Origin of the sequence: Kitasatospora phosalacinea, assembly GCF_000716545.1 — a bacterium.
In the GTDB taxonomy this organism is placed as follows: Bacteria; Actinomycetota; Actinomycetes; order Streptomycetales; family Streptomycetaceae; genus Kitasatospora; species Kitasatospora phosalacinea.
The window spans coordinates 85724-111689 of sequence record NZ_JNWZ01000001.1; the positions used below are offsets into that span (position 1 = coordinate 85724).

Annotated in this window: 28 protein-coding genes and 1 riboswitch; of the genes, 24 read left to right on the forward strand and 4 right to left on the reverse strand. The window is 73.4% G+C overall.

Features of this window, described 5'->3' with window-relative positions; genetic code table 11:
* Positions 1–107 precede the first annotated feature (107 nt).
* From OO48_RS00410 to nicT, 11 genes are all read left to right on the forward strand, one after another.
* A complete protein-coding gene (locus OO48_RS00410; protein ID WP_033211824.1) occupies positions 108–932 on the forward strand; it encodes an ABC transporter ATP-binding protein in 825 nt (274 codons plus the stop codon).
* The gene (locus OO48_RS00415; protein ID WP_033211611.1) at positions 929–1414 is read left to right on the forward strand and encodes a GNAT family N-acetyltransferase; all 486 of its coding nucleotides are present in this window, start codon (positions 929–931) and stop codon (positions 1412–1414) included. The genes OO48_RS00410 and OO48_RS00415 overlap by 4 nt, the downstream gene beginning before the upstream one ends.
* The gene (locus OO48_RS00420; protein WP_033211613.1) at positions 1411–2238 is read left to right on the forward strand and encodes a shikimate dehydrogenase; all 828 of its coding nucleotides are present in this window, start codon (positions 1411–1413) and stop codon (positions 2236–2238) included. Before OO48_RS00415 ends, OO48_RS00420 begins: the two co-directional genes overlap by 4 nt.
* A gap of 171 nt (positions 2239–2409) precedes the next feature.
* A complete protein-coding gene (aroC, locus tag OO48_RS00425; protein ID WP_106970213.1) occupies positions 2410–3594 on the forward strand; it encodes a chorismate synthase in 1185 nt (394 codons plus the stop codon).
* On the forward strand, positions 3591–4124 hold the full coding sequence (locus OO48_RS00430) for a shikimate kinase (RefSeq protein ID WP_081951826.1): 534 nt from the start codon (positions 3591–3593) through the stop codon (positions 4122–4124). The genes aroC and OO48_RS00430 overlap by 4 nt, the downstream gene beginning before the upstream one ends.
* Positions 4117–5211, forward strand: coding sequence for a 3-dehydroquinate synthase (gene aroB / locus OO48_RS00435; RefSeq protein WP_033211622.1), 1095 nt, complete (start codon positions 4117–4119; stop codon positions 5209–5211). Before OO48_RS00430 ends, aroB begins: the two co-directional genes overlap by 8 nt.
* Complete coding sequence (aroQ, locus tag OO48_RS00440; RefSeq protein ID WP_033211624.1) at positions 5208–5651, forward strand: type II 3-dehydroquinate dehydratase; 444 nt, start codon at positions 5208–5210, stop codon at positions 5649–5651. The genes aroB and aroQ overlap by 4 nt, the downstream gene beginning before the upstream one ends.
* A gap of 72 nt (positions 5652–5723) precedes the next feature.
* Positions 5724–6551 carry an AAA family ATPase gene (locus tag OO48_RS00445; protein ID WP_425338499.1) on the forward strand — a complete coding sequence of 276 codons (828 nt, stop codon included), beginning with the start codon at positions 5724–5726 and terminating at the stop codon, positions 6549–6551.
* Positions 6552–6660: 109 nt separating this feature from the next.
* A complete protein-coding gene (locus OO48_RS00450; protein ID WP_033211827.1) occupies positions 6661–7467 on the forward strand; it encodes an Fpg/Nei family DNA glycosylase in 807 nt (268 codons plus the stop codon).
* An 84-nt stretch (positions 7468–7551) separates the two neighbouring features.
* Positions 7552–8244, forward strand: a complete 693-nt coding sequence (locus tag OO48_RS00455) for a DUF6445 family protein (RefSeq protein WP_033211625.1) — start codon at positions 7552–7554, stop codon at positions 8242–8244.
* 83 nt (positions 8245–8327) lie between these two features.
* Positions 8328–8538, forward strand: a riboswitch (cobalamin riboswitch).
* Positions 8539–8569: 31 nt separating this feature from the next.
* Positions 8570–9691, forward strand: a complete 1122-nt coding sequence (gene nicT / locus OO48_RS00460) for a Nickel transporter NicT (RefSeq protein ID WP_033211829.1) — start codon at positions 8570–8572, stop codon at positions 9689–9691.
* A 7-nt stretch (positions 9692–9698) separates the two neighbouring features.
* Here nicT and OO48_RS00465 read toward each other — a convergent pair whose 3' ends face one another.
* Positions 9699–10544 carry a DMT family transporter gene (locus tag OO48_RS00465; RefSeq protein ID WP_033211626.1) on the reverse strand — a complete coding sequence of 282 codons (846 nt, stop codon included), beginning with the start codon at positions 10542–10544 and terminating at the stop codon, positions 9699–9701.
* 119 nt (positions 10545–10663) lie between these two features.
* On the opposite strand from OO48_RS00465, the gene OO48_RS00470 reads away from it, so the two are divergent.
* Positions 10664–11239, forward strand: a complete 576-nt coding sequence (locus tag OO48_RS00470; protein ID WP_033211627.1) for a helix-turn-helix domain-containing protein — start codon at positions 10664–10666, stop codon at positions 11237–11239.
* Positions 11240–11297: 58 nt separating this feature from the next.
* On the opposite strand, the gene OO48_RS00475 is transcribed toward OO48_RS00470, so the two are convergent.
* Both OO48_RS00475 and rpmG read right to left on the reverse strand, forming a co-directional pair.
* Positions 11298–11540, reverse strand: a complete 243-nt coding sequence (locus OO48_RS00475; RefSeq protein ID WP_033211629.1) for a type B 50S ribosomal protein L31 — start codon at positions 11538–11540, stop codon at positions 11298–11300.
* 52 nt (positions 11541–11592) lie between these two features.
* Positions 11593–11757, reverse strand: coding sequence for a 50S ribosomal protein L33 (gene rpmG, locus OO48_RS00480; protein WP_033211631.1), 165 nt, complete (start codon positions 11755–11757; stop codon positions 11593–11595).
* Positions 11758–11898: 141 nt separating this feature from the next.
* Between rpmG and OO48_RS00485 the strand changes: the two genes are divergently transcribed.
* The 5 genes from OO48_RS00485 (at position 11899) to OO48_RS00505 (ending at position 15991) form a co-directional block, all read left to right on the forward strand.
* Positions 11899–13005 (forward strand): aminopeptidase P family protein, encoded by a 1107-nt coding sequence (locus tag OO48_RS00485; RefSeq protein ID WP_033211633.1) that lies wholly within the window; start codon positions 11899–11901, stop codon positions 13003–13005.
* Positions 13006–13080: 75 nt separating this feature from the next.
* Positions 13081–13644, forward strand: a complete 564-nt coding sequence (efp, locus tag OO48_RS00490) for an elongation factor P (protein ID WP_033211640.1) — start codon at positions 13081–13083, stop codon at positions 13642–13644.
* Positions 13645–13646: 2 nt separating this feature from the next.
* A complete protein-coding gene (gene nusB / locus OO48_RS00495) occupies positions 13647–14084 on the forward strand; it encodes a transcription antitermination factor NusB (RefSeq protein ID WP_033211642.1) in 438 nt (145 codons plus the stop codon).
* 105 nt (positions 14085–14189) lie between these two features.
* On the forward strand, positions 14190–15017 hold the full coding sequence (locus tag OO48_RS00500; RefSeq protein WP_033211644.1) for a thioesterase family protein: 828 nt from the start codon (positions 14190–14192) through the stop codon (positions 15015–15017).
* Between the two features lie 188 nt (positions 15018–15205).
* Positions 15206–15991 (forward strand): hypothetical protein, encoded by a 786-nt coding sequence (locus OO48_RS00505; RefSeq protein WP_033211646.1) that lies wholly within the window; start codon positions 15206–15208, stop codon positions 15989–15991.
* An 86-nt stretch (positions 15992–16077) separates the two neighbouring features.
* Here the strand turns inward: OO48_RS00505 and bldD are convergent, their stop codons facing one another.
* Positions 16078–16581 carry a transcriptional regulator BldD gene (gene bldD / locus OO48_RS00510; protein ID WP_033211647.1) on the reverse strand — a complete coding sequence of 168 codons (504 nt, stop codon included), beginning with the start codon at positions 16579–16581 and terminating at the stop codon, positions 16078–16080.
* 251 nt (positions 16582–16832) lie between these two features.
* Between bldD and pyrR the strand changes: the two genes are divergently transcribed.
* From pyrR to OO48_RS00545, 7 genes are all read left to right on the forward strand, one after another.
* Complete coding sequence (gene pyrR / locus OO48_RS00515; RefSeq protein WP_033211649.1) at positions 16833–17444, forward strand: bifunctional pyr operon transcriptional regulator/uracil phosphoribosyltransferase PyrR; 612 nt, start codon at positions 16833–16835, stop codon at positions 17442–17444.
* A 6-nt stretch (positions 17445–17450) separates the two neighbouring features.
* Entirely contained in the window at positions 17451–18440 is a 990-nt protein-coding gene (locus tag OO48_RS00520; RefSeq protein ID WP_033211650.1) for an aspartate carbamoyltransferase catalytic subunit, read from the forward strand.
* The gene (locus OO48_RS00525) at positions 18437–19729 is read left to right on the forward strand and encodes a dihydroorotase (protein WP_033211651.1); all 1293 of its coding nucleotides are present in this window, start codon (positions 18437–18439) and stop codon (positions 19727–19729) included. Before OO48_RS00520 ends, OO48_RS00525 begins: the two co-directional genes overlap by 4 nt.
* Complete coding sequence (locus OO48_RS00530) at positions 19729–20286, forward strand: PH-like domain-containing protein (protein ID WP_033211653.1); 558 nt, start codon at positions 19729–19731, stop codon at positions 20284–20286. The genes OO48_RS00525 and OO48_RS00530 overlap by 1 nt, the downstream gene beginning before the upstream one ends.
* Positions 20283–21440 carry a glutamine-hydrolyzing carbamoyl-phosphate synthase small subunit gene (gene carA, locus OO48_RS00535; RefSeq protein ID WP_051731563.1) on the forward strand — a complete coding sequence of 386 codons (1158 nt, stop codon included), beginning with the start codon at positions 20283–20285 and terminating at the stop codon, positions 21438–21440. Before OO48_RS00530 ends, carA begins: the two co-directional genes overlap by 4 nt.
* On the forward strand, positions 21433–24741 hold the full coding sequence (gene carB, locus OO48_RS00540) for a carbamoyl-phosphate synthase large subunit (protein WP_033211657.1): 3309 nt from the start codon (positions 21433–21435) through the stop codon (positions 24739–24741). The genes carA and carB overlap by 8 nt, the downstream gene beginning before the upstream one ends.
* A 91-nt stretch (positions 24742–24832) precedes the next feature.
* Positions 24833–25930 (forward strand): quinone-dependent dihydroorotate dehydrogenase, encoded by a 1098-nt coding sequence (locus tag OO48_RS00545; RefSeq protein WP_033211659.1) that lies wholly within the window; start codon positions 24833–24835, stop codon positions 25928–25930.
* The last annotated feature ends 36 nt before the right edge of the window (positions 25931–25966 follow it).

The following is a 25966-nucleotide window of genomic DNA, read 5'->3' on the forward strand; positions in this document are numbered from 1 at the left end:
TGCCGCAGCCCATGGCGCGCGTGGTCGACACCGACCGGAACCGACCGTCGTCCGGTGGTCGATACGGCTTTGCGGGGCGGCCGGGTGGTGCGGGTAGCGTGATCCGGATGGAGACACCGCAGAGCACCCCGCACCCGTCCGAGCCGGCCCTGCTGGAGGCCGCCCACGTCGATGTGGTGCGGGGCGGGCAGTACCTGTTGCGGGACGTGTCACTGACCGTCCGGGCCGGGGAGCACTGGGCCGTGCTCGGGGCCAACGGAGCCGGGAAGAGCACCCTGCTGTCGCTGCTGGGCGCCGTCGAGCACCCCACCGCCGGGACGGTGAAGGTGCTGGGGCGGCAGCTCGGCAAGGTCGACGTCCGGGAGCTGCGGGCGCACCTCGGGCACGTCAACCCGCGGCACCCGCTGCGCTCTCCGCTGACGGTGCGCCAGGTCGTGCTGACCGGCACCACGCAGACCATCGAGCCCGACCTGTGGCACAAGCCCACCGCCGAACAGCTCGACCACGCCGAGGAGTTGATCCGGACCCTGGGCATCGCGCACCGCGCCGAGAACCCCTGGACCACGCTCTCCCAGGGCGAGCGCGGCCGCGTCCTGATCGCCCGCGCGCTGATGCCCGAACCCCGGCTGCTGCTGCTCGACGAACCCGCCACCGGGCTCGACCTCACCGCCCGCGAACAGCTCCTGGAGAGCCTGGACGAACTGCGGGCCCGCTACCCCGAGGTGGCGTCCGTGCTGGTCACCCACCACCTGGAGGAGCTGCCCGAGACCACCAGCCACGCCCTGCTGCTGCGCGACGGCCTGACCACCGCGGCCGGCCCCGCCACCGAGGTGCTCACCACCGAACTGGTCTCCGAGTGCTTCCGCCACCCCATCCGGATCGCCCACAGCGAGGGCCGCTGGTCCGCCCGCACCCGGCGGGGCACCGAGTGACCACCGCTCCCGCCTGGACGCTGCGCCCCGCCACCGCCGCCGACCTGGAACCGCTGGTCGAACTGCGGGCCGCGGCGATGCGCCCCGACCTGGAACGGCTCGGCCGCTACGACGAGCACCGGGTCCGGCAGCGGATGCGCGACGCGTACCGGCCCGAGCACACCTCGGTGGTCGAACTGCCCGGCGCCCCGGAGCCGCTCGCCGGCTGCCTGGCGCTCGCCCCCGACGAGCGGCCCGGCACCCTGCTGCTGGAGCACTTCTACCTCCGCCCGGCGCTGCACGGCCGCGGCCTGGGCACCGCCGTGCTGCGCCGGGCGCTGGAGCGGGCCGACGCCCGGGGCCTGGCCGTCCGGCTGAACGTGCTGCGGGGCAGCCCCGCCCGGCGGCTGTACGAGCGGCACGGCTTCGCGCCGGAGTCCGAGGACCAGGTCGACGTCTTCCTGCACCGCCCCGCCCGCACCCCCCGAGAGGCCACCACGTGACCACCCCGCACCGGGCCGCCGTGCTCGGCTCGCCGATCGCCCACTCGCTCTCCCCGGCCCTGCACAGCGCCGGGTACGCCGCGCTCGGGCTCACCGGCTGGAGCTACGGCCGCCACGAGGTCGACGAATCGACACTGGCGGACTTCGTCACCGGGCTCGACCCCGCCGAGTGGGCCGGCCTGTCGCTGACCATGCCGCTCAAGCGGGCGATCCGCCCGCTGTTGGACACCGTCAGCGACACCGCCCTCGCGGTGGACGCCGTCAACACCGTGGTGTTCGACCGCGACGGGCGGCGGCACGGCGACAACACCGACGTCCCCGGCCTGGTCAACGCGCTGCGCGAACGCGGCGTCGAACGGGTCGAGGCGGCCGCGGTGCTCGGCGCCGGGGCCACCGCCTCCTCCGCGCTGGCCGCGCTGGCCCAGGTCTGCGACGGCGAGGTGACCGCGTACGTGCGCAGCGCCGGGCGGGCCGCCGAGATGCGGGAGCTGGGGGAGCGGCTGGGCGTGGCGGTGCGCACCGCCGACTGGGCGGACGGCGCGCGGGCGCTGGAGGGGCCGCTGACCGTCTCCACCACGCCGGCCGGGGCGACCGACGGCTTCGCGGCGCAACTGCCCGCGGCGCCCGGCGTGCTGTTCGACGTGCTGTACCACCCGTGGCCGACCGAGCTGGCCGCGGCCTGCCTGGAGCGCGGCGGCACCGTGCTGGGCGGGCTCGACCTGCTGGTGCACCAGGCGGTGCTGCAGTTCGAGCGGTTCACCGGGGTGGAGCGCGGCCCGCTGGCCGCGATGCGGGCGGCGGGGGAGGCCGCGCTCGCGGGGTGAGGCGCGGATCGGCCTCCGGACGTCCGCTGTCCGCCAAGCGGACCGGGGCCCCGGTGACCTGCGGGACGTGAAAGGATCGGAGTTCGCCCCGCCGCGCTCCCGCGGCCGGGCAGGACGAGACGCCGGGCCGGCCGCCGTTCACGGCGCGGGCCGCTGACGAAGGAGCTTTCGGTGGGTAGCTTGCGCTGGCTCACGGCGGGGGAGTCGCACGGCCCCGCTCTGGTCGCGACGCTGGAGGGCCTGCCGGCCGGGGTGCCGGTCACCACCGCGATGGTGGCCGACGCGCTGGCCCGCCGGCGGCTCGGTTACGGCCGCGGCGCGCGGATGAAGTTCGAGCAGGACGAGGTGACCTTCCTCGGCGGCGTCCGGCACGGCGAGACCATGGGCTCCCCGGTGGCGGTCATGGTCGGCAACACCGAGTGGCCGAAGTGGGAGCAGGTCATGTCGGCCGACCCGGTCGACCCCGAGGTGCTCGCGGGCCTGGCCCGCAACGAGGCGCTGACCCGTCCGCGCCCCGGCCACGCCGACCTGGCGGGCATGCAGAAGTACTCGATCGAGGAGGCCCGGCCGATCCTGGAGCGCGCCAGCGCCCGGGAGACCGCGGCCCGGGTCGCGCTCGGCGCGGTCGCCCGCTCCTACCTCAAGGAGACCTGCGGCATCGAGATCGTCAGCCACGTGGTCGAGCTGGCCGCCGCCAAGGCCCCGGCCGGCGTGCTGCCGCTGCCCGCCGACGAGGCCCGGCTGGACGAGGACCCGGTGCGCTGCCTGGACGCCGACGCGTCCAAGGCGATGGTCGCCGAGATCGACCAGGCCCACAAGGACGGCGACACCCTCGGCGGCGTGGTCGAGGTGCTGGCGTACGGCGTGCCGGTCGGCCTCGGCTCGCACGTGCACTGGGACCGCCGCCTGGACGCCCGCCTCGCGGCCGCGCTGATGGGCATCCAGGCGATCAAGGGCGTCGAGGTCGGCGACGGCTTCGAGCTGGCCCGCGTCCCCGGCTCCAAGGCGCACGACGAGATCGTCCCGACGCCGGACGGCATCAAGCGGACCTCCGGCCGCTCCGGCGGCACCGAGGGCGGCCTGTCCACCGGCGAGCTGCTGCGGGTGCGCGCCGCGATGAAGCCGATCGCGACCGTCCCGCGCGCCCTGCAGACCCTGGACGTGCGCACCGGCGAGCCCGCCAAGGCGCACCACCAGCGCTCCGACGTGTGCGCCGTCCCGGCGGCCGGCATCGTCGCCGAGGCGATGGTGGCGCTGGTGCTGGCGGACGCGGTGGCGGAGAAGTTCGGCGGCGACAACGTCTCCGAGACCCGCCGCAACGTGCAGTCGTACCTCGACAACCTGATCGTCCGATGAGCGCTCCGGTGAGCGGGCCGGCCGTCGTGCTGGTCGGCCCGCCCGGCAGCGGCAAGTCCACCGTCGGGCGGGTCCTCGCCGAACGGCTCGGCCTGCCGTTCCGCGACACCGACACCGACATCGAGCGGACGGCCGGCAAGCCCATCCCGGAGATCTTCGTGGACGAGGGCGAACCGCACTTCCGGCAGCTGGAACGGGACGCCGTCCGGGCCGCCGCCACCGGGCACGCCGGCGTGCTGGCGCTCGGCGGCGGCGCCGTGCTGGCCGAGGAGACCCGGGCGCTGCTCGCCCCGCTGCCCGTGGTGTTCCTGGAAGTGGCGCTCGGCGACGCGGTCAAGCGGGTCGGCCTGGACGCCCCCCGCCCGCTGCTCGCCGTCAACCCCCGGGCCCGCTGGCGCGAGCTGATGGAAGCCCGCCGCCCGCTCTACCTGGAGGTCGCCACCGCCGTGGTCGACACCCAGGACCGCACGCCCGAGCAGGTCGCCGACGCCGTACTCGAAGCACTGGAGTGGAAGAACCCCCATGTCTGACGCCGACATTGTCAGGATCCAGGTGGCCGGCAGCGACGGCCACGCCCCGTACGAGGTGCTGATCGGCCACCGACTGCTCGGCGAACTCGCCCCGCTGATCGGCCCGAAGGCCAAGCGCGTCGCCGTCATCCACCCGGAGGCGCTGGAGGCCACCGGCGAGGCGATCCGCGCGGACCTCGCCGCGCAGGGCTACGAGGCCATCGCCCTCCAGGTCCCGAACGCCGAGGAGGCCAAGAGCGCCGAGGTCGCCGCGTACTGCTGGTCGGTGCTCGGCCAGACCGGCTTCACCCGCAGCGACGTGGTCGTCGGCCTCGGCGGCGGCTCCACCACCGACCTGGCCGGCTTCGTCGCCGCCACCTGGTTGCGCGGGGTGCGCTGGATCTCGGTGCCCACCACGCTGCTCGGCATGGTCGACGCGGCCGTCGGCGGCAAGACCGGCATCAACATCGCCGAGGGCAAGAACATGGTCGGCGCCTTCCACCCGCCCGCGGGCGTGCTGGCCGACCTCGGCACCCTGGAGACGCTCGGCAAGCACGACTACGTCTCCGGCCTGGCCGAGGTGATCAAGGCAGGCTTCATCGCCGACCCGGTCATCCTCGACCTGATCGAGGCCGACCCCGAGGCCGCCACCACCCCGGCCGGCCCGCACACCCTGGAGCTGATCCGGCGGGCCATCCAGGTCAAGGCCGACGTGGTCTCCGGCGACCTCAAGGAGTCCGGCCGCCGCGAGATCCTCAACTACGGCCACACCCTGGGCCACGCCATCGAGCGCAACGAGCGCTACAAGTGGCGGCACGGCGCGGCGATCTCCATCGGCATGGTCTTCGCCGCCGAACTCGGCCGCCTCGCCGGACGGCTGGACGACGCCACGGCCGACCGCCACCGGGCCGTGCTGGCCTCCGTCGGCCTGCCGCTGACCTACCGCGCCGACGCCTGGCCCAAGCTGCTCGACGCCATGAAGATCGACAAGAAGTCGCGCGGCGACCTGCTGCGCTTCGTCGTCCTGGACGGCCTGGCCAAGACCTCCATCCTGGAGGGCCCGGACCCGTCCGTGCTGGTCGCCGCCTACGGGGAGGTCTCCGGATGAGCACCCGCGTGCTGGTCCTGAACGGCCCCAACCTGGGCCGGCTCGGCTCCCGCGAACCCGACGTGTACGGCTCCACCTCGTACGCCGGACTGGTCTCGCGGTGCACGGAGCTCGGCGCCGAACTGGGCCTGTCGGTGGAGGTCCGGGAGACCAACTCCGAGGCGGAGATGGTCGGCTGGCTGCACGAGGCGGCGGACGCCGGGACCCCCGTGGTGATCAACCCCGGCGCGTTCACCCACTACTCGTACGCCATGCGCGACGCCGCCGCCCAGCGCACCGCGCCGCTCGTCGAGGTGCACATCTCCAACCCGTACACGCGCGAGACCTTCCGCCACAACTCGGTCATCGCCGCCGTCGCCTCCGGCACCATCGCCGGCTTCGGCCTCGGCTCGTACGAACTCGCCCTGCGCGCCCTCGCCGAGCAGCTCACCAGCCGCTGACGGCCTCCGGCCCGGTGGCGGACTTGTGCCCGCCACCGGGCCCACGTGTACATTCGGCGCAGGGAGGTGACGGTGAGCCAGTACGCGCAGAACCAGCACGCGGGGGGCCAGGTGCCGCCCCGGCCGGCCGCTGCCCCGTATCCGGCGGGCCATCAGCCGCCGTACCACGGGACCGTCCAGTCGGTCCCGGTGCCCGGACCGGCCGCGCCCGGGCCCGACCGGCCGACCGTCCCGCTCAAGGCCGTCCCGCCGGTCGCCCCCGGCGGCACCGGGCACTTCCTGCTCCCCACCGGTACGGCCGTCCAACTGCCCGCCCCGCCGCCGCTGCCCGCCCTCCCCGCGCCGCTGCCGGTCGGCCCGATCGCCGTCCTGCTGATCGGCGCGGCCGGCGCCGGCAAGACCACCGTCGCCCGCTACTGGGCCGAACGCCGCCCCACCCCCACCGCGCACATCAGCCTCGACGACGTCCGCGAATGGGTCCAGTCCGGCTTCGCCAACCCGCAGTCCGGCTGGAACACCGACTCCGAGGCCCAGTACCGCCTCGCCCGCCGCACCTGCGGCTTCGCCTGCCGCAACTACCTCGCCAACGGCATCTCCTGCATCATCGACGACGCGGTCTTCCCCGACCGCCCCGCGATCGGCCTCGGCGGCTGGAAACGCCACATCGGCCCCGGCATGATCCCCGTCGTCCTCCTCCCCGGCCTCGACCGCGTCCTGGCCCGCAACGCCGAACGCTCCGGCAACCGCCGCCTCTCCGACGACGAGGTCGCCCGCATCCACGGCCGGATGGCGGGCTGGCGCACCTCGGGGCTGCCGATCATCGACAACTCCAACCTGAGCGTGCCGGAGACGGCGGCCGCCCTCGACCAGGCCATCCTGAGCCGGTTGCAGGCCCGCTGAGACCCGCCGCGCGGTCGGCGCCGCCGCCCCGCCGGTGCGTGGGTCGGGTGTCCGAGGAGCCTGGGAGAATGGGCTTCTCGCGACCACCACGACCGAGGAGATGGCGCCGGTGCCCGAGGGGCATGTGATCCACCGCCTGGCCAGGCGGAACGACGAGCTGTTCGGGGGGCGCCCGGTGCGGGTGTCCAGCCCGCAGGGGCGCTTCGCGGAGGGGGCCGCGCTGATCGACGGGCGGGTGCTGGAGGAGGCGGAGGCGCACGGCAAGCACCTGTTCCTGGGGTTCGGCGGGCAGTGGCTGCACGTGCACCTGGGGCTGTACGGGAAGTACGAGTTCGGGGCGGGCGGGGCCCCGGAGCCGGTGGGCCAGGTCCGGCTGCGGATGGCGAACGACAGCGGGTACGCCGACCTGCGCGGCCCGACCGCCTGCGAGCTGCTCACACCGGGGGAGAAGGCGGCCGTCCACCGCCGGCTGGGGCCGGACCCGCTGCGGCCGGGCGAGGCGGGGGACGAGGCGTGGCGGCGGATCTCCCGCAGCGGGACGACGGTCGCCGCCCTGCTGATGGACCAGAAGGTGCTGGCCGGCGTCGGCAACGTGTACCGCGCCGAGGTGCTGTTCCGGCTCGGCATCAGCCCGCACCGCCCCGGCCGCGACCTCTCCCGCGCCGAGTGGGACGCGATCTGGGCGGACCTGGTCGCCCTGATGCACGACGGCGTGGCCGCCGGCCGGATCGACACCGTCCGCCCCGAGCACACCCCGGAGGCGATGGGCCGCCCGCCCCGGGTGGACGACCACGGCGGCGAGGTGTACGTCTACCGGCGGCACGACCAGCCCTGCCTGGTCTGCGGAACCCCGGTCCGCACCGAGGAGTTGGCCGCCCGGAACCTGTTCTGGTGCCCGCGCTGCCAGCAGTCCTGACGCTCCGTCACCCCGGCAAGCCTTGACGCAAGGTTGACCACGCCTTGGGCGAGGCCCCGGAACGCCGCTCCTATTGTCGGGTCCATGCCCGTGCAACCGTTCCGGGGCCCGCGCCCCACCCCCGCGCTCCCGGTCCTGCCGTACCGCAAGCCCACCAGGGGACGCGACTACTGGGTGCTGGACGACGTCCTCCCGGACCCGGACGCGGTGCGCGCCCGGCACCTGGCGCGCACCGACTGGGACGAGGGCTACCCGCACCGCCCGGAGCCCTGGCCCGGCCTGCGCGCGATGCCCGGGCTGGAGCCGGACGAGCTGGCGCACGTGGAGGCGCTGGTCCGCGAGGCCACCGGCGCCCGGCGGATCTGGGCGCTGGACGAGGCCGAGGGCGGCACCTTCAACCACAACTGCGTGCAGGTGGTCGGCGCGGGGGAGTGCGAGCCGCGCCCGCACACCGACTCGCGCTCGCTGTGCCGCTACGCCGCCGTGCTGTACCTCAACCCGGCCGTCCCCAAGCGCTGCGGCACCAGCTTCCACCGGCAGAGCCTGCCCGGCGGCCGGCTCGGCGGCAACAGCGTGGTGGCCCCGCACGACAACCTGGTGGACGCCCTGGGCACGCGCTTCGTCCCGCCGGACTCCTTCACCGAGGACCTGGCCGTCCCGCACCGCTACAACCGGCTGCTGCTCTACGCCGCCAACCTGATCCACACCGCGACCGAGTACCACGGCGCGACGCTGGAGGAGAAGCGGATGACCTGCGTCTTCTTCTGGATGGCCTGACACGCCGTCACCGCGGACCCGTCCGGGAGTGATCTCCGCCACCGCGGCCCGGGTGCGCCCTTGCCGCCGCGCCCGTGCCGGGCCTACGGTGGGCGGGCCGTGGTGCTCGGGAAGCCGGTGCACTGTGACCGCCACGAGAGTGGTCGTCGCAGGAGTCCGGAGCGGCCCTCGCCACTGTGATCGGGGAGTCGTCGGCTCCCACCCCGTGCCACTGGCCGCTCGCGGCCGGGAAGGCCGGGAGCCGGCGCGCAACACCCCGTCAGCCAGGAGACCGGCCACGGCATCTCACGAAGTGATCCACGAGGTGCTGGAGCGTGATCCGCGGATGACCGCGTCCGAATCGACCCTGCCCGGAAACCCCCCGGGCTCCCCCCTCCCCTCCTTCCGCTGGCGGCGCGAGGACACCCTGCGCACGGCCGGCCTGATGGCGGTGATCCTGGCCATGCACGTGGCCGCGTTCGGGACGCTGCTGTTCCTGGTGGCGCCGCACGAGTACAAGGTCGGCACCCAGGTGTTCGGCGTCGGCCTGGGCATCACCGCCTACACCCTGGGCATGCGGCACGCCTTCGACGCCGACCACATCGCGGTGATCGACAACACCACCCGCAAGCTGATGGCGGACGGCCGCCGCCCGGTCTCGGTGGGCTTCTGGTTCGCCCTGGGCCACTCCTCGATGGTGGTGATCATGGCCGGCCTGGTGGCCGGGGGCGCCGCGCTGGCGGGCACCCTGATGGACGAGGAGTCCGCCACCCACCGGGTGCTGGGCACCGTCGGCACCACCGCGTCCGGCGCCTTCCTCTACCTGATCGCGGCGCTCAACCTGGTCGCCCTGACGGGCATCTGGCGGGTGTTCCGGGCGATGCGGGCCGGGCAGTACGACGAGGCCGAGCTGGAGCGGCAGCTGAACGCGCGCGGCCTCCTGGCCCGGCTGCTGAGCCGGGCCACCCGCTCGATCAGCCGCCCCGGCCAGATGTTCCCGGTCGGCATGGTGCTCGGCCTGGGCTTCGACACCGCCACCGAGGTCACCCTGATGGTGATGGCCGGCTCCGGCGCGGCCTCCGGGCTGCCCTGGTACGCGGTGGTCTGCCTGCCGCTGCTGTTCGCCGCCGGGATGAGCCTGTTCGACACCCTGGACGGCACGTTCATGAACTTCGCCTACCAGTGGGCGTTCTCCAACCCGGTCCGCAAGGTGTACTACAACCTGACCATCACCGGGCTGTCGATCGCGGTGGCCTTCGTGATCGGGACCATCGAACTGGTCGCCGTGCTGCACGAGAAGTTCGACCTGGCCGACCCCGTCACCGGCTGGATCGCCGGACTCAGCCTGGACAACGTCGGCTTCGTGATCGTCGGCCTGTTCGTGGTGGTCTGGGCCGCCGCGATCGGCTACTGGCGGATCGCCAGGCGCTCCCGGACGTTCGCGGGGGCCGGGGCCGGGGCGTCCTGACGGGTCGTCAACCGGCGGCCAGGATCAGCGTCCCGGCCACCGCGAGGCCCGCGCCCACCACCTGCACCCGCAGCAGCCGCTCCTTCAGCAGGCCGCGCGCCATCAGCGCGGTGACCACCGGGTAGAGCGAGGCCAGTACGGCCGCCACCGCCACCGATCCCAGGTGCGAGGCGGCCGCGTACAGGCCGTTCGCGGCCACGTCGGCGACCCCGACGGCGGTCAGCGCGGGCAGCGACCGCGCGCCCGCCCGCAGCCCCACGGGCCGCCGGCGGGCCGCGGCGGCCAGCATCCCGGCGCCGACCGCCGCGTTGGTGAGCCGCTGCACGCACAGCGTCAGCAGCAGGGCGCCGCCCGCGCCGGCGTGCGCGATCAGCGCCAGCACCGCGCCGAAGGCGAAGGCCGCGCCGAGGGTGAGCAGCAGCACCTGCCGGCTCACCGCCGTCCCGCCGCGCCGCGGGCCGCCGGCCAGGGCGATCCCGGCGACCGCCACCGCGATGCCCAACCCCTGGACGGCGCCCGGCCGTTCGCCGAGGAACAGGCCCACCCCGATCGGCACCAGCACGCCGGCGGTGGCCAGCGGCGACACCACGCCCATCGGCCCGAGCGCCAGCGCCCGGTAGAAGGCCAGCAGCGCGAACGGGCCGATCACGCCCGCCGCCACCGCGTACCAGAGGGCGGGCCCGGCCCCGGACCACCCGCCGGTGGCGGTGACCGCGGCCGCGAGCACCGCGGCGGCGGCCGATTGGGAGAGCACCACCACCGTCAGCGCGGGCATCCGCCGGGTGATCGCCCCGCCCCCGTAGTCGGCGACGCCCCACAGCAGGCCGGCGAGCAGGGCGAGGGCGGCGCTCATCCGGAGAACCGGGAGGCGGACAGCATGGTGGACTCCGCAGTACAGTCGGTGGATCTGTCGATGCCGCCGCAGCATAGTTCACCCCAGTGCACTGACCCAACCAGAATATTGGACTGCCCGTGCCGGACGCCGATCTCGTCACCCAGGCCCTCGCCCGCAACCTCAAGCGCCTGCGCCTCGACCGCGGCCACACCCTGGACGGCCTCGCCGCCCGCTCCGGAGTCAGCCGCGGCATGATCGTCCAGATCGAGCAGGCCCGCACCAACCCCAGCGTCGGCACCGTGGTCCGGCTCGCCGACGCACTCGGCGTCTCGATCGCCCGGCTGCTCGACTACGACGCCTCCTCCGCCGTCCGGATCGTCCCCGTCGAGGACGCCGTCCGGCTGTGGAGCGGCCCCGAGGGCGGCAGCGGCACCCTGCTCGGCGGCACCGAGGCCCCCGGCCCGCTGGAGCTGTGGTCCTGGCGCCTGCACCCCGGCGAGTCGCACGCCTCCGACCCGCACCCGCCCGGCACCGTCGAGATCGCCCGGGTCGACGAGGGCGTGCTCACCCTCACCCTGGACGGCCGCGAGCACCGCGTCCCGGCCGGCTCCACCGCCTCCTACGAGGCCGGCACCGCCCACGGCTACCGCAACGACGGCGACACGCCGTGCCTGGTCACCATGGTGGTCTCCGTCCCCCCGCCGGGCGCGTAGCGCGGACGCGGCGAAGGGCCCCGGGAGACCCGGGGCCCTTCGTCGCGCGTCGGTGCCGTCAGCCGCCGTACCGGCGCCGGTACAGCTCCACCCGGCCCTCGGTGTCCATCAGCCGGGCCCTGCCGGTGTAGAACGGGTGGCTCGCCGAGGACGTCTCCACGTCCACCACCGGGTAGGACCGCCCGTCCGCCCACTCGACCGTCCGGCCGCTGGTGGCGGTGGAGCGCGTCAGGAACGACAGGCCCCCGGTCTTGTCCCGGAACACCACCGGACGGTACTCGGGGTGAATTCCCTGCTGCATCGCTGCTCCTCCTCGCTGGGTGTGCTGGTCGGGTCGGTCGGACGGCCCGCGGTCAGCGGGCCTCGCGGAACTCCACGTGCCGCCCCGCCACCGGGTCGAACTTCTTCAGGGCCATCCGGTCCGGGTCGTTGCGGCGGTTCTTGCGGGTCACGTAGGTGAAGCCCGTCCCCGCCGTCGACCGGAGCGTGACCACCGGTCGCAGTTCGCTGCGCGCCATCGCCGCTGCCTCCTGTCCTCGTGAATCCGGCAACGATTGCCGTTTTCATGAGTCCACAACGCGGCCGCCGCCCCGGGCATTCCCCACCCGCCCAGCCCGTCCCGACAGGCGGCCCACCCGCCCCGTTCGTACGCTCGGACCATGTCAGACGCGCACTCCGCCCGACGCGAACGCCTCCGCGAGCACTGCAGCGCCTCCGGAGCCGACGCCGCGCTGATCACGCGCGCCGCCAACGTCCGCTACCTCACCGGCTGCCCGCCGCTGGGCGCCGCGCTGCTGCTCACCCGCGAGCGCGCGGTGCTCGCGGTGCCCGAGGGCGCGGAGGAGGCCGAGGGCGCCGAGCGGGAGTCCGACCCCGAGGTCACCCGCCTGCCGGTGCCCGCCGAGGCCGACGCCGCACACGCCGCCGCCGAGGCCGCCGCCCGGCTGCGGGTGGGCGACCTCGCCGTCGAGGAGCACGACCTCACCGTCGCCCGGCACCGCGAGGTCGCCCGGCTCGCCGGGGCGGCCCGGCTGCTCGACCTGGACCGGGCGGTGGAGCGGCTGCGGGTGGTCAAGGACGAGTACGAGATCGCCGACCTGCGGATCGCCGCCGAGATCGCCGACCAGGCCCTGGGCGAACTGCTCGAATCCATCCTGGTCGGCCGCACCGAGCGGCACCTGGCGATGGAACTGGAGCGCCGGATGATCGACCACGGCGCCGACCGGGCCGCCTTCCCGGTCTCCGTCGGCACCGGCGGCCACTCCGGCCTGGAGCACCACCGGCCCACCGACCGCCGGGTCGAGGAGGGCGACTTCCTCACCGTCGCGCTCGGCGCCCGCTACCGCGGCTACGGCATCTCCACCGCCCGCACCTTCGTGATCGGCGCCGCCCCCGCCGCCTGGCAGGTCGAGCTGCACCGCCTGGTCTTCCGCGCCCAGCGGGCCGCCCGGGAGGCGCTCGGACCGGGCGTCGAGCAGCACGTCCCGGACGACGCGGCCCGCTCGATCCTCCAGGCCGCGGGCCACGCCGAGCAGTCCGTCCACGCGCTGGGACACGGCATCGGCCTGGAGATCCGGGAGGCTCCGCGCCTGGGGCCCGCCGACATGGGTAAACTGGACAATCGCGTGCCGGTCACCGTCGGCCCCGGGGTCCATCTCCCGGGTCGGGGCGGCGTCCGGATCGAGGACACGCTCGTGGTGCGGCCTCCCGAGGAGGGCGGGCCCGAGCTGCTCACCATCACCACCAAGGAGCTCCTCGCGCTGTAGTCCGCTCGCGCGGGCACCGGCGGCGCGCCTGCTTGGTGCTCTTTGACAGCGGACATATCAGGAGTAAGTGCGCCCGTGGCTACCACGAACGATCTCAAGAACGGCATGGTCCTCAAGCTGGACGGCGGCAAGCTCTGGACCGTCGTCGAGTTCCAGCACGTCAAGCCCGGCAAGGGCCCGGCCTTCGTGCGCACCAAGTTGAAGGAGGTCCTCTCCGGCAAGGTCGTCGAGAAGACCTTCAACGCGGGCATCAAGGTCGAGACCGCCAACGTCGACAAGCGGACCATGCAGTACTCGTACCGTGACGGCGACGCGTTCATCTTCATGGACATGGACACCTACGACCAGGTCCCGGTCGACTCCGCCACCGTCGGCGACGCCGCCAAGTACCTGCTGGAGGGCTTCGAGGCCCTGGTCGCGCAGAACGAGGGCGTCCCGCTGTACGTCGAGCTCCCCGCCGCGGTCGAGCTGGTCATCGCCGAGACCGAGCCGGGCGTCCAGGGCGACCGCTCGACCGGTGGCACCAAGCCCGCCACCCTGGAGACCGGCGCCGAGATCCAGGTGCCGCTTTTCGTCACCACCGGTGAGAAGGTCAAGGTCGACACCCGCGACGGCAGCTACCTCGGCCGGGTCAAGTAACCGTGGCCGCTGCTCGAAGCAAGGCCCGCACCAGGGCCTTCCAGATCCTGTTCGAGGCGGACCACCGCGGCGTGTCCCCCGAACGGGTGCTCGCCGACTGGATCGCGCGGGCGCGCGACCCCCGCCCGGACGAGGGCATCCCGCAGGTCGCGGAGTACACGATGCAGCTGGTCGAGGGCTACGCGCAGCACGCGCGCACCATCGACGACCTGATCTCCACCTACTCGGTGGGCTGGACGCTGGACCGGATGCCGATCGCCGACCGCAACGTGCTCCGGCTCGGTGCGTACGAGCTGATCTGGGAGGACGGGACCCCCGACGCGGTGGTCCTGGACGAGTCCGTGGAGATCGCCAAGGAGTTCTCCACCGACGAGTCGCCGGCCTTCGTGAACGGCCTGCTCGCCCGCTTCATGGAGCTCAAGCCGAGCATCCGGCGCTGAGCCCCGCACGCCCACGGGGCCGTCGGACCTGTCGGTCCGGCGGCCTCCGCGCGTAAGCTACCGGCAAGTAATCTTTGCCCCGCCGCGCAGAAGGGCCGCGAAGCCATGCCGGAAACCACCCCCGCCTTCGAGTTCGACCAGGGGATCGCGCTCACCCCGCACCCCGACGAGCCCGGCCGCTACGACGGCGAACTCGGCGACGGCTGGCAGATCGGCGGCGGCGTCAACGGCGGCCTGCTGCTCGCCTTCGCCGCGCACGCGCTCGCCCTGGAGGCCGGGCCGGCGCACCCGCACCCGCTCACCGTCAGCGGCACCTACATATCCGCGTCCCGGCCCGGGCCGGCGACCGTCCGCACCGAGATCGTCCGGCGCGGCCGCAGCCTCGCCACCGGCAGTGCCGTCCTCTCCCAGGACGGCCGGGAGCGGCTGCGGGTCACCGCCGCGCTCACCGACCTCGCCGCGCTCGACGGGGAGACCGCCACCACCGCGCTCCCGCCCGAACTCCCCGCCCCCGAGCAGTGCGTGGGCGTCGAGCACGCCCCGCGCGAACTCCTCGACCAGGCCGCCCTGCTGGAGCGCCTCGACCTGCGCCTCGACCCGGCGACCATCGGCTGGGCGCTCGGACAGCCCTCCGGGCGGGGCCGCATCCAGGGCTGGTTCCGGCTCGCCGACAAGCGCCCCGCCGACGCGCTCTCGCTGCTGCTGACCGCCGACGCGCTCCCCCCGGTCACCTTCGACCTCGGCCGCCCCGGCTGGGCCCCCACCATCGAACTCACCGTCCACGTCCGCGCGCTGCCCGCCGACGGCTGGCTGCGCGTCTCGCACGCCACCCGCAACGTGGCCGGCGGGTACTTCGAGGAGGACTGCGAGATCTGGGACGAGAACGGCCGACTGGTCGCCCAGTCCCGGCAGTTGGCCATGGCGCCCCGGTAGGGGGCACGCCCGGCGTTGACGTTCGGTTGCAGACTTGTGACAGGCCGTGTGTGTGGGACGGGTGTGGGCGGGGAGGACTGGGGGAGCAGTTGCTCGACCGAGATCCCCGGGAGCCACCGATGTCCAGGAACAGCCGCCGGCCGCGCCGTTGCAGTGCAGGGCCCTCGCGACGGGACGAGGAGGCGTTCGTGACGGGGATCCTCACCAGCGAGGCGGACTTCGAGCGGGTGCGGCCCTGGCGGGTGACGGACGCGCCGGACTACGCGACGTACCTGCGCGAGGCCGGGGAACTGCTGGCCGGGGCGGTGCGGGAGTACGGGACGGTCCGGGCGCGGATGTTCCACCCGGAGGACTTCGCGGACTACTGCCTGCTGCACGGGCTGGACGTGCGGGAGCAGGCCGCGCGGGACGGCTACCTGGTCAACCCGCCGCTGCAGACCCAGCTGGTGGCCTACCGCGGCGAGGACCTGGCGGACTTCCTGCCCCGGCTGGTCCGGGCCCGCGAGGGCGGCCTCGCGCTGCGGTACGCCGACCTGCTGATGGACGGCGCGCTGTGCGGCACCGGCGGCGCGTCGGCCGACCCGCGGGTGCGGTGGACGTACCAGCAGGCGTCCGAGGTGTTCCGCCGGGTGCTGGTGGGCGCCGGCTGCGGGGCCTACGAGTTCCGGGTGGCGGTGGACGCGCCGGGCGGGCCGCTGGAGGCCCGGGCCCGGGTGCTGCACTGGGAGGACGGCGCGGTCCGGATCAACGACGAGGACCTCGACCTGGTCACCGCGGTGCTGTGCGCCGGGCTGTACTGCGAACTGCCGGGCGCCGCGGTGCTGCACGGCACGCAGGGCTCCGGCGCGCTGTGCGGGGAGTACCGGCAGGTGGCCTGGGCCTGGCGGAGCACCGGCTACGAGTGGTCGCCGGCCGAGCTGGCGGTGGCCGGGGTGGCCGCGGGCCCCGGCTTCAGCCTGGGCACGGTGGTCTGAGGACGCGCGACAGCGGGGCGGGGCGCCGGAAGTGCCGGTGCCCCGCCCCGCTGTGACGTTTCTTCAAGCAGCGGGCCGACCGCAGGTCAGCTCGCGTCCTCCTCGCGGACGGCGCGGCGCGCGTCCGGGTTCAGCACGCCCCAGCTGATCAGCTGCTCGGTGAGGATCGAGGGGGACTGGTCGTAGATGACGGCCAGCGTGCGCAGGTCGTCCTGGCGGATCGAGAGGATCTTGCCGTTGTAGTCGCCGCGCTGCGACTGGATGGTCGCGGCGTAGCGCTGCAGCGGACCGGCCTTCTCGGACGGGACCTGGGTGAGCCGCTCCAGGTCGAGGACCAGGCGCGGCGGCGGCTCGGCGGCGCCGCCCGGCGTGCCGCCGGGCAGCAGCTCCTGGACCGGCACGCCGTAGAACTCGGCCAGCTCGGCGAGGCGCTGGACGGTGACCGCGCGGTCGCCGCGCTCGTAGGAGCCGACGACCACAGCCTTCCAGCGACCCTGGGACTTCTCCTCGACACCGTGCAGGGAGAGGTTCTGCTGAGTGCGGATCGCCCGGAGCTTGGCCCCGAGCTGTTTTGCGTAGTCGCTGGACATGGATCTCCCCGGACGAGATTGCTTCGCGTGCGCTGAAATGGGAGCGACGCCGGGCTCTGCGGAGCACCTTCGTAACTCACTGTGAGGTTACGTAGAGTGAGGGTTGCGCGTCAAGCCGAATGGGGCACTCGTGCGAACCGGCTTCGATCAGCACGCTGCTACCATGGGCGAGGCTCCGGCTGCGGCCGGAAACCTTTCCAGACATCCTTTAAGACCCGTCCCGTGAGGCGGGGAAGGAGGTCCGCTTCGGCATGACCACACCCAGTTCACCCCCCCGCGCCCCGCACCAGGTGCTGGACGCCACCGACATCGCCCGGGTCGTCACCCGGATCGCCCACGAGATCGTGGAACGCGCCAAGGGCGCGGAGGACGTGGTGCTGCTCGGCATCCACACCCGCGGTGTCCACCTCGCCCGCCGGCTGCGGGCCAAGCTGGCCCAGATCACCGGCCGGGACATCCCGTTCGGGACGCTGGACATCACCATGTACCGGGACGACCTGCGGCTGAAGCCCGCCCGGGCCCTGGAGCACACCGAGATCCCCGCCGAGGGCATCGACGGCAAGCTGGTGATCCTGGTCGACGACGTGCTGTTCTCCGGCCGCACCATCCGCGCCGCGCTCGACGCGCTCAACGACATCGGCCGCCCGCGCGCCGTCCGCCTCGCCGTGCTGGTCGACCGCGGGCACCGGGAACTCCCGATCCGCGCCGACTACGTGGGCAAGAACCTGCCCACCTCGCTGCGCGAGGCCGTGCAGGTCCGCCTCTCCGAGTCCGACGGCCTGGACGCCGTCCTGCTGGGCGACCGCGACTACGCCGCCCGCTCCTCCCAGGCCCTGGCCGCCGACCCCGAACTCCCGGAGTAGAACCGCGTGAAGCGCCACCTCGTCTCCACCGCCGACCTCGGCCGCGACGACGCCCTGCTGATCCTGGACACCGCCGAGGAGCTCTCCCAGTTCTCCGGACGGGCCGTCAAGAAGCTGCCCACGCTGCGCGGGCGCACCGTCGTCAACCTGTTCTTCGAGGACTCCACCCGCACCAAGACCTCCTTCGAGGTCGCCGAGAAGCGGCTGTCCGCGGACGTCATCAACTTCTCCGCCAAGGGTTCCTCGGTCTCCAAGGGCGAGAGCCTCAAGGACACCGCGCTGACCCTGCAGGCGATGGGCGCCGACGCCGTGGTCATCCGGCACCACGCCTCCGGCGCGCCCGCCCGGCTGGCCGGCTCGGACTGGCTGCACGGCTCGGTGATCAACGCCGGCGACGGCACCCACGAGCACCCCACCCAGGCCCTGCTGGACGCCTTCACCCTGCGCCGCCACCTCAACCCCGGCCCCGGGCACGACCTGGCCGGCCGCCGGGTCGCCATCGTCGGCGACGTCCTGCACAGCCGGGTCGCCCGCTCCAACGTGCACCTGCTGACCACGCTCGGCGCCGAGGTGGTCTTCGTCGCCCCGCCGACCCTGCTGCCGATCGGCATCGAGACCTGGCCCTGCCGGGTCTCCTACGACCTCGACAGCGTGCTGCCCGAGGTCGACGCCGTGATGATGCTGCGCGTCCAGCGCGAGCGGATGAACGCCGCCTTCTTCCCCACCGAGCGCGAGTACTCCCGCCGCTACGGCCTGGACGGCACCAGGCTGGCCAAGCTCCCCGAGCACGCCGTCGTCATGCACCCCGGCCCGATGGTCCGCGGCATGGAGATCACCGCCGAGGTCGCCGACTCGCCGCGCTGCACCGTGGTCGAGCAGGTCGCCAACGGCGTGTCGGTCCGGATGGCCGTGCTCTACCTGCTGCTCGGCGGCGCCGTCTTCGCCGACGGCCACGCCGACGCCCCCCGCACCGAACTCCAGGAGGCCGCCCAGTGACCACCTACCTGATCCGCAACGCCCAGATCCTCGGCGGCGCCCCCCAGGACATCCACATCGTCGACGGCGTCTTCGCCGCGATCGGCGAGGACCTCGACGTCCAGGCCGACATCGACATCGACGCGCACGGCCTGGTCGCCCTGCCCGGCCTGGTCGACCTGCACACCCACCTGCGCGAGCCCGGCCGCGAGGACGCCGAGACCGTGCTCACCGGCACCCGGGCCGCCGCCATGGGCGGCTACACCGCCGTGCACGCGATGGCCAACACCTTCCCGGTCGCCGACAGCGCCGGCGTGGTCGAGCAGGTCTGGCGGCTGGGCCGCGAGTCCGGCTACTGCGACGTGCAGCCGGTCGGCGCCGTCACCGTCGGCCTGGAGGGCAAGCAGCTCGCCGAGCTCGGCGCCATGCACGACTCCGCCGCCGGGGTGCGGGTCTTCTCCGACGACGGCAAGTGCGTGGACGACGCGGTGATCATGCGCCGCGCGCTGGAGTACGTGAAGGCCTTCGACGGCGTCATCGCCCAGCACGCCCAGGAGCCCCGGCTGACCGCCGGCGCCCAGATGAACGAGGGGCGGGTCTCCGGCGAGCTCGGCCTCGGCGGCTGGCCCGCCGTCGCCGAGGAGTCGATCATCGCCCGGGATGTGCTGCTCGCCGCGCACGTCGGCTCCCGGGTGCACATCTGCCACCTGTCCACCGCCGGGTCGGTCGAGATCGTCCGCTGGGCCAAGGCCAAGGGCTGGGACGTCACCGCCGAGGTCACCCCGCACCACCTGCTGCTCACCGACGAACTGGTGCGCTCCTACGACCCGGTGTACAAGGTCAACCCGCCGCTGCGCACCGCCGCGGACGTCGAGGCGCTGCGCCAGGCGCTGGCCGACGGCACCATCGACGCCGTCGCCACCGACCACGCCCCGCACCCCGCGGAGGACAAGGACTGCGAGTGGGCGGCCGCCGCGATGGGCATGGTCGGCCTGGAGACCGCGCTGTCGGTCGTGCAGCAGACCATGGTCGACACCGGCCTGCTGAACTGGGAGGGCGTCGCCGACCGGATGTCGCACCGACCGGCCCGGATCGGCCGGCTCGCCGGGCACGGACGCCCCGTCTCGGTGGGCGAGCCCGCCAACCTGGTGCTCTTCGATCCCGCGTACCGTGGAGTGGTGAACCCCGACACCTTCGCGACCCGCTCCCGCAACAGCCCGTACCGGGGCATGGACCTGCCCGGACGGGTGCACGCCACCTTCCTGCGCGGCGAGGCCACCGTGCTCGCCGGCGAACTGGTCGAGCGCTGATGCCGCTCGCCACCGAGGAGGGCCACGTCACCGACTGGCCCGGCTACATCGGCGCGACGGTCGGCCTGCTGGTCCTGATCGCGCTGGTGTACTGGCTGATGCGGCAGGGCTGGAACTGGCGGCGCACCCTCCAGTCCGACCTGCCCGAACCGCCCGCGGTGCCGCAGGACCCGGGCCCGGCGCTGCTGGCGGCGCCCGGCCGCTACCACGGCTCCACCACCGCCGGGAACTGGCTGGACCGGGTCGTCGCGCACGGCCTGGGAACGCGCAGCCTCGCCGAACTGACCCTCACCGAGCGCGGCCTGCTGGCCCGCCGGCCCGGCGAAGCCGACCTGTGGATCCCCGCCGGGGCGCTCACCGGCGCCCGCACCGACTCCGGCATCGCCGGCAAGGTCGTGCCGAGCGGACTGCTGGTGGTCGGCTGGACGCACGGGGGACGCGCCCTGGAGAGCGGCTTCCGGCTGGACGCCGCGGACGGGCACGACGACTGGGTCGAGGCCGTCGAGGCACTAGTGACACGTACGAAGACGATGAAGACGGAAGAGGCCGCCACATGACCGCACCTGCCCCCACCACGCAGCGCACCAGGCGGGAGCGTGTGCCTGCCGTGCTCGTCCTGGAGGACGGCCGGACCTTCCGCGGCCAGGCGTACGGCGCGGTCGGCGAGACCTTCGGCGAAGCGGTCTTCAACACCGGCATGTCCGGCTACCAGGAGACCCTGACCGACCCGTCCTACCACCGCCAGGTGGTCGTGATGACCGCCCCGCAGATCGGCAACACCGGCTGGAACGACGAGGACGACGAGTCGCAGCAGATCTGGGTCGCCGGCTACGTGGTCCGCGACCCCTCCCGGGTCGCCTCCAACTGGCGCTCCAAGCGCTCCCTGGACGAGGAGCTGGAGCGCCAGGGCGTCGTCGGCATCAGCGGGATCGACACCCGCGCGCTCACCCGCCACCTGCGCGAGCGCGGCGCGATGCGGGTCGGCATCTTCTCCGGCCCGGCCGTCGCCGACCAGGCCGAGCTGCTGGCCAAGGTGCAGCAGGCGCCCGAGATGAAGGGCGCCGACCTGTGTGCCGAGGTCGCCACCAAGGAGGCCTACGTCGTCCCGGCGATCGGGGAGAAGAAGTTCACCGTCGCCGCCGTCGACCTCGGCATCAAGGGCATGACCCCGCAGCGGATGGCCGAGCGCGGCATCGAGGTGCACGTGCTGCCCGCGAACAGCACGGTGGAGGACGTCTACGCCGTGCGGCCCGACGGCGTGTTCTTCTCCAACGGCCCCGGCGACCCGGCCACCGCCGACCGGCAGGTCGAGGTGCTGCGCGGCGTGCTGGCGAAGAAGACCCCGTTCTTCGGCATCTGCTTCGGCAACCAGCTCCTGGGCCGGGCCCTCGGCTTCGGCACCTACAAGCTCAAGTACGGCCACCGCGGCATCAACCAGCCGGTGCAGGACCGCACCACCGGCAAGGTCGAGGTGACCGCCCACAACCACGGCTTCGCCGTGGACGCGCCGCTGGACAAGGTGAGCGACACCCCCTTCGGGCGGGTCGAGGTCTCCCACGTCTGCCTCAACGACGACGTGGTCGAGGGCCTGCGGGCACTCGACGTCCCCGCCTTCAGCGTGCAGTACCACCCCGAAGCGGCAGCCGGCCCGCACGACGCCGCCTACCTCTTCGACCGCTTCGTCTCGCTCATGGAGGGCCAGCGTGCCTAAGCGCACCGACATCAAGTCCGTCCTGGTGATCGGCTCCGGCCCGATCGTCATCGGCCAGGCGGCGGAGTTCGACTACTCGGGTACGCAGGCCTGCCGGGTGCTCAAGGCCGAGGGCCTGCGGGTCGTCCTGGTCAACTCCAACCCGGCGACCATCATGACCGACCCGGAGATCGCCGACGCCACGTACGTCGAGCCGATCACCCCGGAGTTCGTCGAGAAGATCATCGCCAAGGAGCGCCCCGACGCGCTGCTGCCGACCCTCGGCGGCCAGACCGCGCTGAACACCGCGATCTCGCTGCACAAGGCCGGCACGCTGGAGAAGTACGACGTCGAGCTGATCGGCGCCGACGTCGAGGCGATCAACAAGGGCGAGGACCGCGAGCTGTTCAAGGGCGTGGTCGAGGCCGTCAACGCCAAGATCGGCCACGGCGAGTCCGCCCGCTCGGTGATCTGCCACTCGATGGAGGACGTCCTCGCCGGCGTCGAGACCCTCGGCGGCTACCCGGTCGTGGTCCGCCCCTCCTTCACCATGGGCGGCGCCGGCTCCGGCTTCGCCCACGACGAGGAGGACCTGCGCCGGATCGCCGGACAGGGCCTGGCCCTCTCGCCGACCACCGAGGTGCTCCTGGAGGAGTCCATCCTCGGCTGGAAGGAGTACGAGCTGGAGCTGATGCGCGACAAGCACGACAACGTCGTGGTCGTCTGCTCCATCGAGAACTTCGACCCGATGGGCGTGCACACCGGCGACTCGATCACCGTCGCCCCGGCGATGACGCTCACCGACCGCGAGTACCAGATCCTGCGCGACATCGGCATCGCGGTGATCCGCGAGGTCGGCGTTGACACCGGCGGCTGCAACATCCAGTTCGCGGTCAACCCCGAGGACGGCCGGGTCATCGTCATCGAGATGAACCCGCGCGTCTCGCGCTCCTCCGCGCTGGCGTCCAAGGCCACCGGCTTCCCGATCGCCAAGATCGCCGCGAAGCTCGCCGTCGGCTACACGCTGGACGAGATCCCCAACGACATCACCGAGCAGACCCCGGCCTCCTTCGAGCCGACCCTCGACTACGTCGTGGTCAAGGTGCCGCGCTTCGCGTTCGAGAAGTTCCCGAGCGCCGACGCCACGCTGACCACCACCATGAAGTCGGTCGGCGAGGCCATGGCGATGGGCCGCAACTTCCCCGAGGCGCTGAACAAGGCGCTGCGCTCGCTGGAGAAGAAGGGCTCCCAGTTCACCTGGGCGGGCGAGCCCGGGGACAAGGCCGAACTGCTGGCGAAGGCCGTCGTCCCGACCGACGGCCGGATCAACACCGTCATGCAGGCGATCCGGGCCGGCGCCACCCCCGAGGAGGTGTTCGACGCCACCAGGATCGACCCGTGGTTCGTCGACCAGCTCTTCCTGATCAACGAGATCGCCGTCGAGCTCGCCGGGAGCGACGAGCTCGACCCCGGGCTGCTGCGCCACGCCAAGCGGCACGGCTTCTCCGACCAGCAGATCGCCGAGATCCGCGGCCTGAAGCCCGACGTGGTCCGCGAGGTGCGGCACGCGCTCGGCATCCGCCCGGTGTTCAAGACCGTCGACACCTGCGCCGCCGAGTTCGCCGCCAAGACCCCGTACTTCTACTCGTCCTACGACGAGGAGAGCGAGGTCGCCCCGCGCACCAAGCCCGCCGTGATCATCCTGGGCTCCGGCCCGAACCGGATCGGCCAGGGCATCGAGTTCGACTACTCCTGCGTGCACGCCTCCTTCGCGCTCGCGGACGCCGGGTACGAGACCGTGATGGTCAACTGCAACCCGGAGACCGTCTCCACCGACTACGACACCTCCGACCGGCTCTACTTCGAGCCGCTCACCCTGGAGGACGTGCTGGAGATCGTCCACGCCGAGCAGCAGGCCGGACCGCTGGCCGGCGTGATCGTCCAGCTCGGCGGCCAGACCCCGCTGGGCCTGGCGCAGGCGCTCAAGGACAACGGCGTGCCGATCGTCGGCACCCCGCCGGAGGCGATCCACCTCGCCGAGGAGCGCGGCGCGTTCGGCCGGGTGCTGCGCGACGCGGGCCTGCCGGCCCCCAAGCACGGCACCGCCTTCTCCTTCGAGGAGGCCAAGGCGATCGCTGACGAGATCGGCTACCCCGTGCTCGCCCGCCCGTCCTACGTGCTCGGCGGCCGCGGCATGGAGATCGTCTACGACGAGCCCTCGCTCGCCTCCTACCTGGAGCGGCACGCCGGCCTGATCTCCGAGCACCCCGTGCTGATCGACCGCTTCCTCGACGACGCGGTCGAGATCGACGTCGACGCCCTCTACGACGGCGAGGAGCTCTACCTCGGCGGCGTCATGGAGCACATCGAGGAGGCCGGCATCCACTCCGGCGACTCCGCCTGCGCGCTGCCCCCGATCACCCTCGGCGGGTACGACATCAAGCGCCTGCGCTCGGCCACCGAGGGCATCGCCAAGGGCGTCGGCGTGCGCGGCCTGATCAACATCCAGTTCGCGCTCTCCGGCGACATCCTGTACGTGCTGGAGGCCAACCCGCGCGCCTCCCGCACCGTGCCGTTCACCTCCAAGGCCACCGCCGTGCCGCTGGCCAAGGCCGCCGCCCGGATCTCGCTCGGCGCCACCGTCGCCGAGCTGCGCGCCGAGGGCCTGCTGCCGCGCGAGGGCGACGGCGGCACGCTGCCCGCCGACGCGCCGATCTCCGTCAAGGAGGCCGTCATGCCGTGGTCGCGCTTCCGCGACGTGCACGGCCGCGGCGTGGACACCGTGCTCGGCCCCGAGATGCGCTCCACCGGCGAGGTCATGGGCATCGACCGGGTCTTCGGCACCGCGTACGCCAAGTCCCAGGCCGGCGCGTACGGCGCCCTGCCCACCCGCGGCAAGGTGTTCGTCTCGGTCGCCAACCGCGACAAGCGCAACCTGGTCTTCCCGGCCCGCGCGCTGGTCGAGCTCGGCTTCGAACTGCTCGCCACCACCGGCACCGCCGAGGTGCTGCAGCGCGGCGGCATCCCCGCCACCGTGGTGCGCAAGCACTCCGACGGCGAGGGCCCGAACGGCGAGAAGACCATCGTCCAGCTGATCCACGAGGGCGCGGTCGACCTGATCATCAACACCCCGTACGGCACCGGCGGCCGCCTCGACGGCTACGAGATCCGCACCGCCGCGGTCTCCCGGGGCGTGCCCTGCCTGACCACCGTGCAGGCGATGGGCGCGGCCGTGCAGGGCATCGCCGAGCTGCGGCGCGGCGAGATCGGCGTGATGTCGCTGCAGGAGCACGCGGCGCTGATCAACTCCGGCCGCAACTAGGTCGAAACCGTGGGGGGCACGCCGGTCCGGTTGCCGGGTGCCCCCCACGTCCATGTCCCGGCTCGGTTCGGCTGACGGAGGTCACCCCGCGATGTACAAGCTCCTGTTCAACCTGGTCTTCAAGAAGATGGACCCGGAGAAGGCCCACCACCTGGCGTTCTTCTGGATCCGGCTGGCCCGCTCGGTGCCCGGCCTGCGCTCGCTGGTGCGCGCCGTGCTCGCCCCCCGCGACCCCCGGCTGCGCACCACCGCGCTCGGCCTCGACCTGCCCGGCCCGTTCGGCCTCGGCGCGGGCTTCGACAAGGACGGCATCGGCATCGACGGCCTGTCGATGCTCGGCTTCGACTACGTCGAGATCGGCACCGTCACCGGCGAGCCGCAGCCCGGCAACCCCGCGCCCCGGCTGTTCCGGCTGGTCGAGGACCGGGCGCTGATCAACCGGATGGGCTTCAACAACCAGGGCTCCGCCCGGGTCGCCGCCCGCCTCGCCGCCCGCCCGCACACCAGCAGCACGCCCGTCATCGGCGTCAACATCGGCAAGACCAAGGCCGTGCCCGAGGACGAGGCGACCGCCGACTACCTGAAGAGCGCGAGGGCGCTCGCCCCGTACGCCGACTACCTGGTCGTCAACGTGTCGTCGCCGAACACCCCCGGGTTGCGCAACCTGCAGGCCGTGCAGGTGCTCGGGCCGCTGCTGTGGGACGTCCGCAAGGCCGCCGACGAGGTCACCAACCACCACGTGCCGCTGCTGGTGAAGATCGCCCCCGACCTCGCCGACGAGGACGTCGACGAGATCGCCGACATGGCCCTGCACCTCGGCCTCGACGGCATCATCGCCACCAACACCACCATCGGCCGCGAGGGCCTGCGCACCCCCGCCGCGCGGATCGAGGAGATCGGCGCGGGCGGCCTCTCCGGCGCCCCGCTCAAGGAGCGCTCGCTGGAGGTGCTGGAGCGGCTCCGCAAGCGCACCGACGGCCGGCTCGCCATCGTCTCCGTCGGCGGCATCGAGACCGCCGAGGACGCCTGGCAGCGCATCCTGGCCGGCGCCGACCTGGTCCAGGGCTACTCCGCGTTCGTCTACGAGGGCCCGTTCTGGATGCGCAAGGTCCACAAGGGCCTGTCGGCCCGGCTGCGGGCCGCCGGGTACGCGACGATCGGCGAAGCGGTGGGCAAGGGCAACCGCTGAGCGGCCGGACGGCGCGGGCCGGCGGCGCGCGGAAGC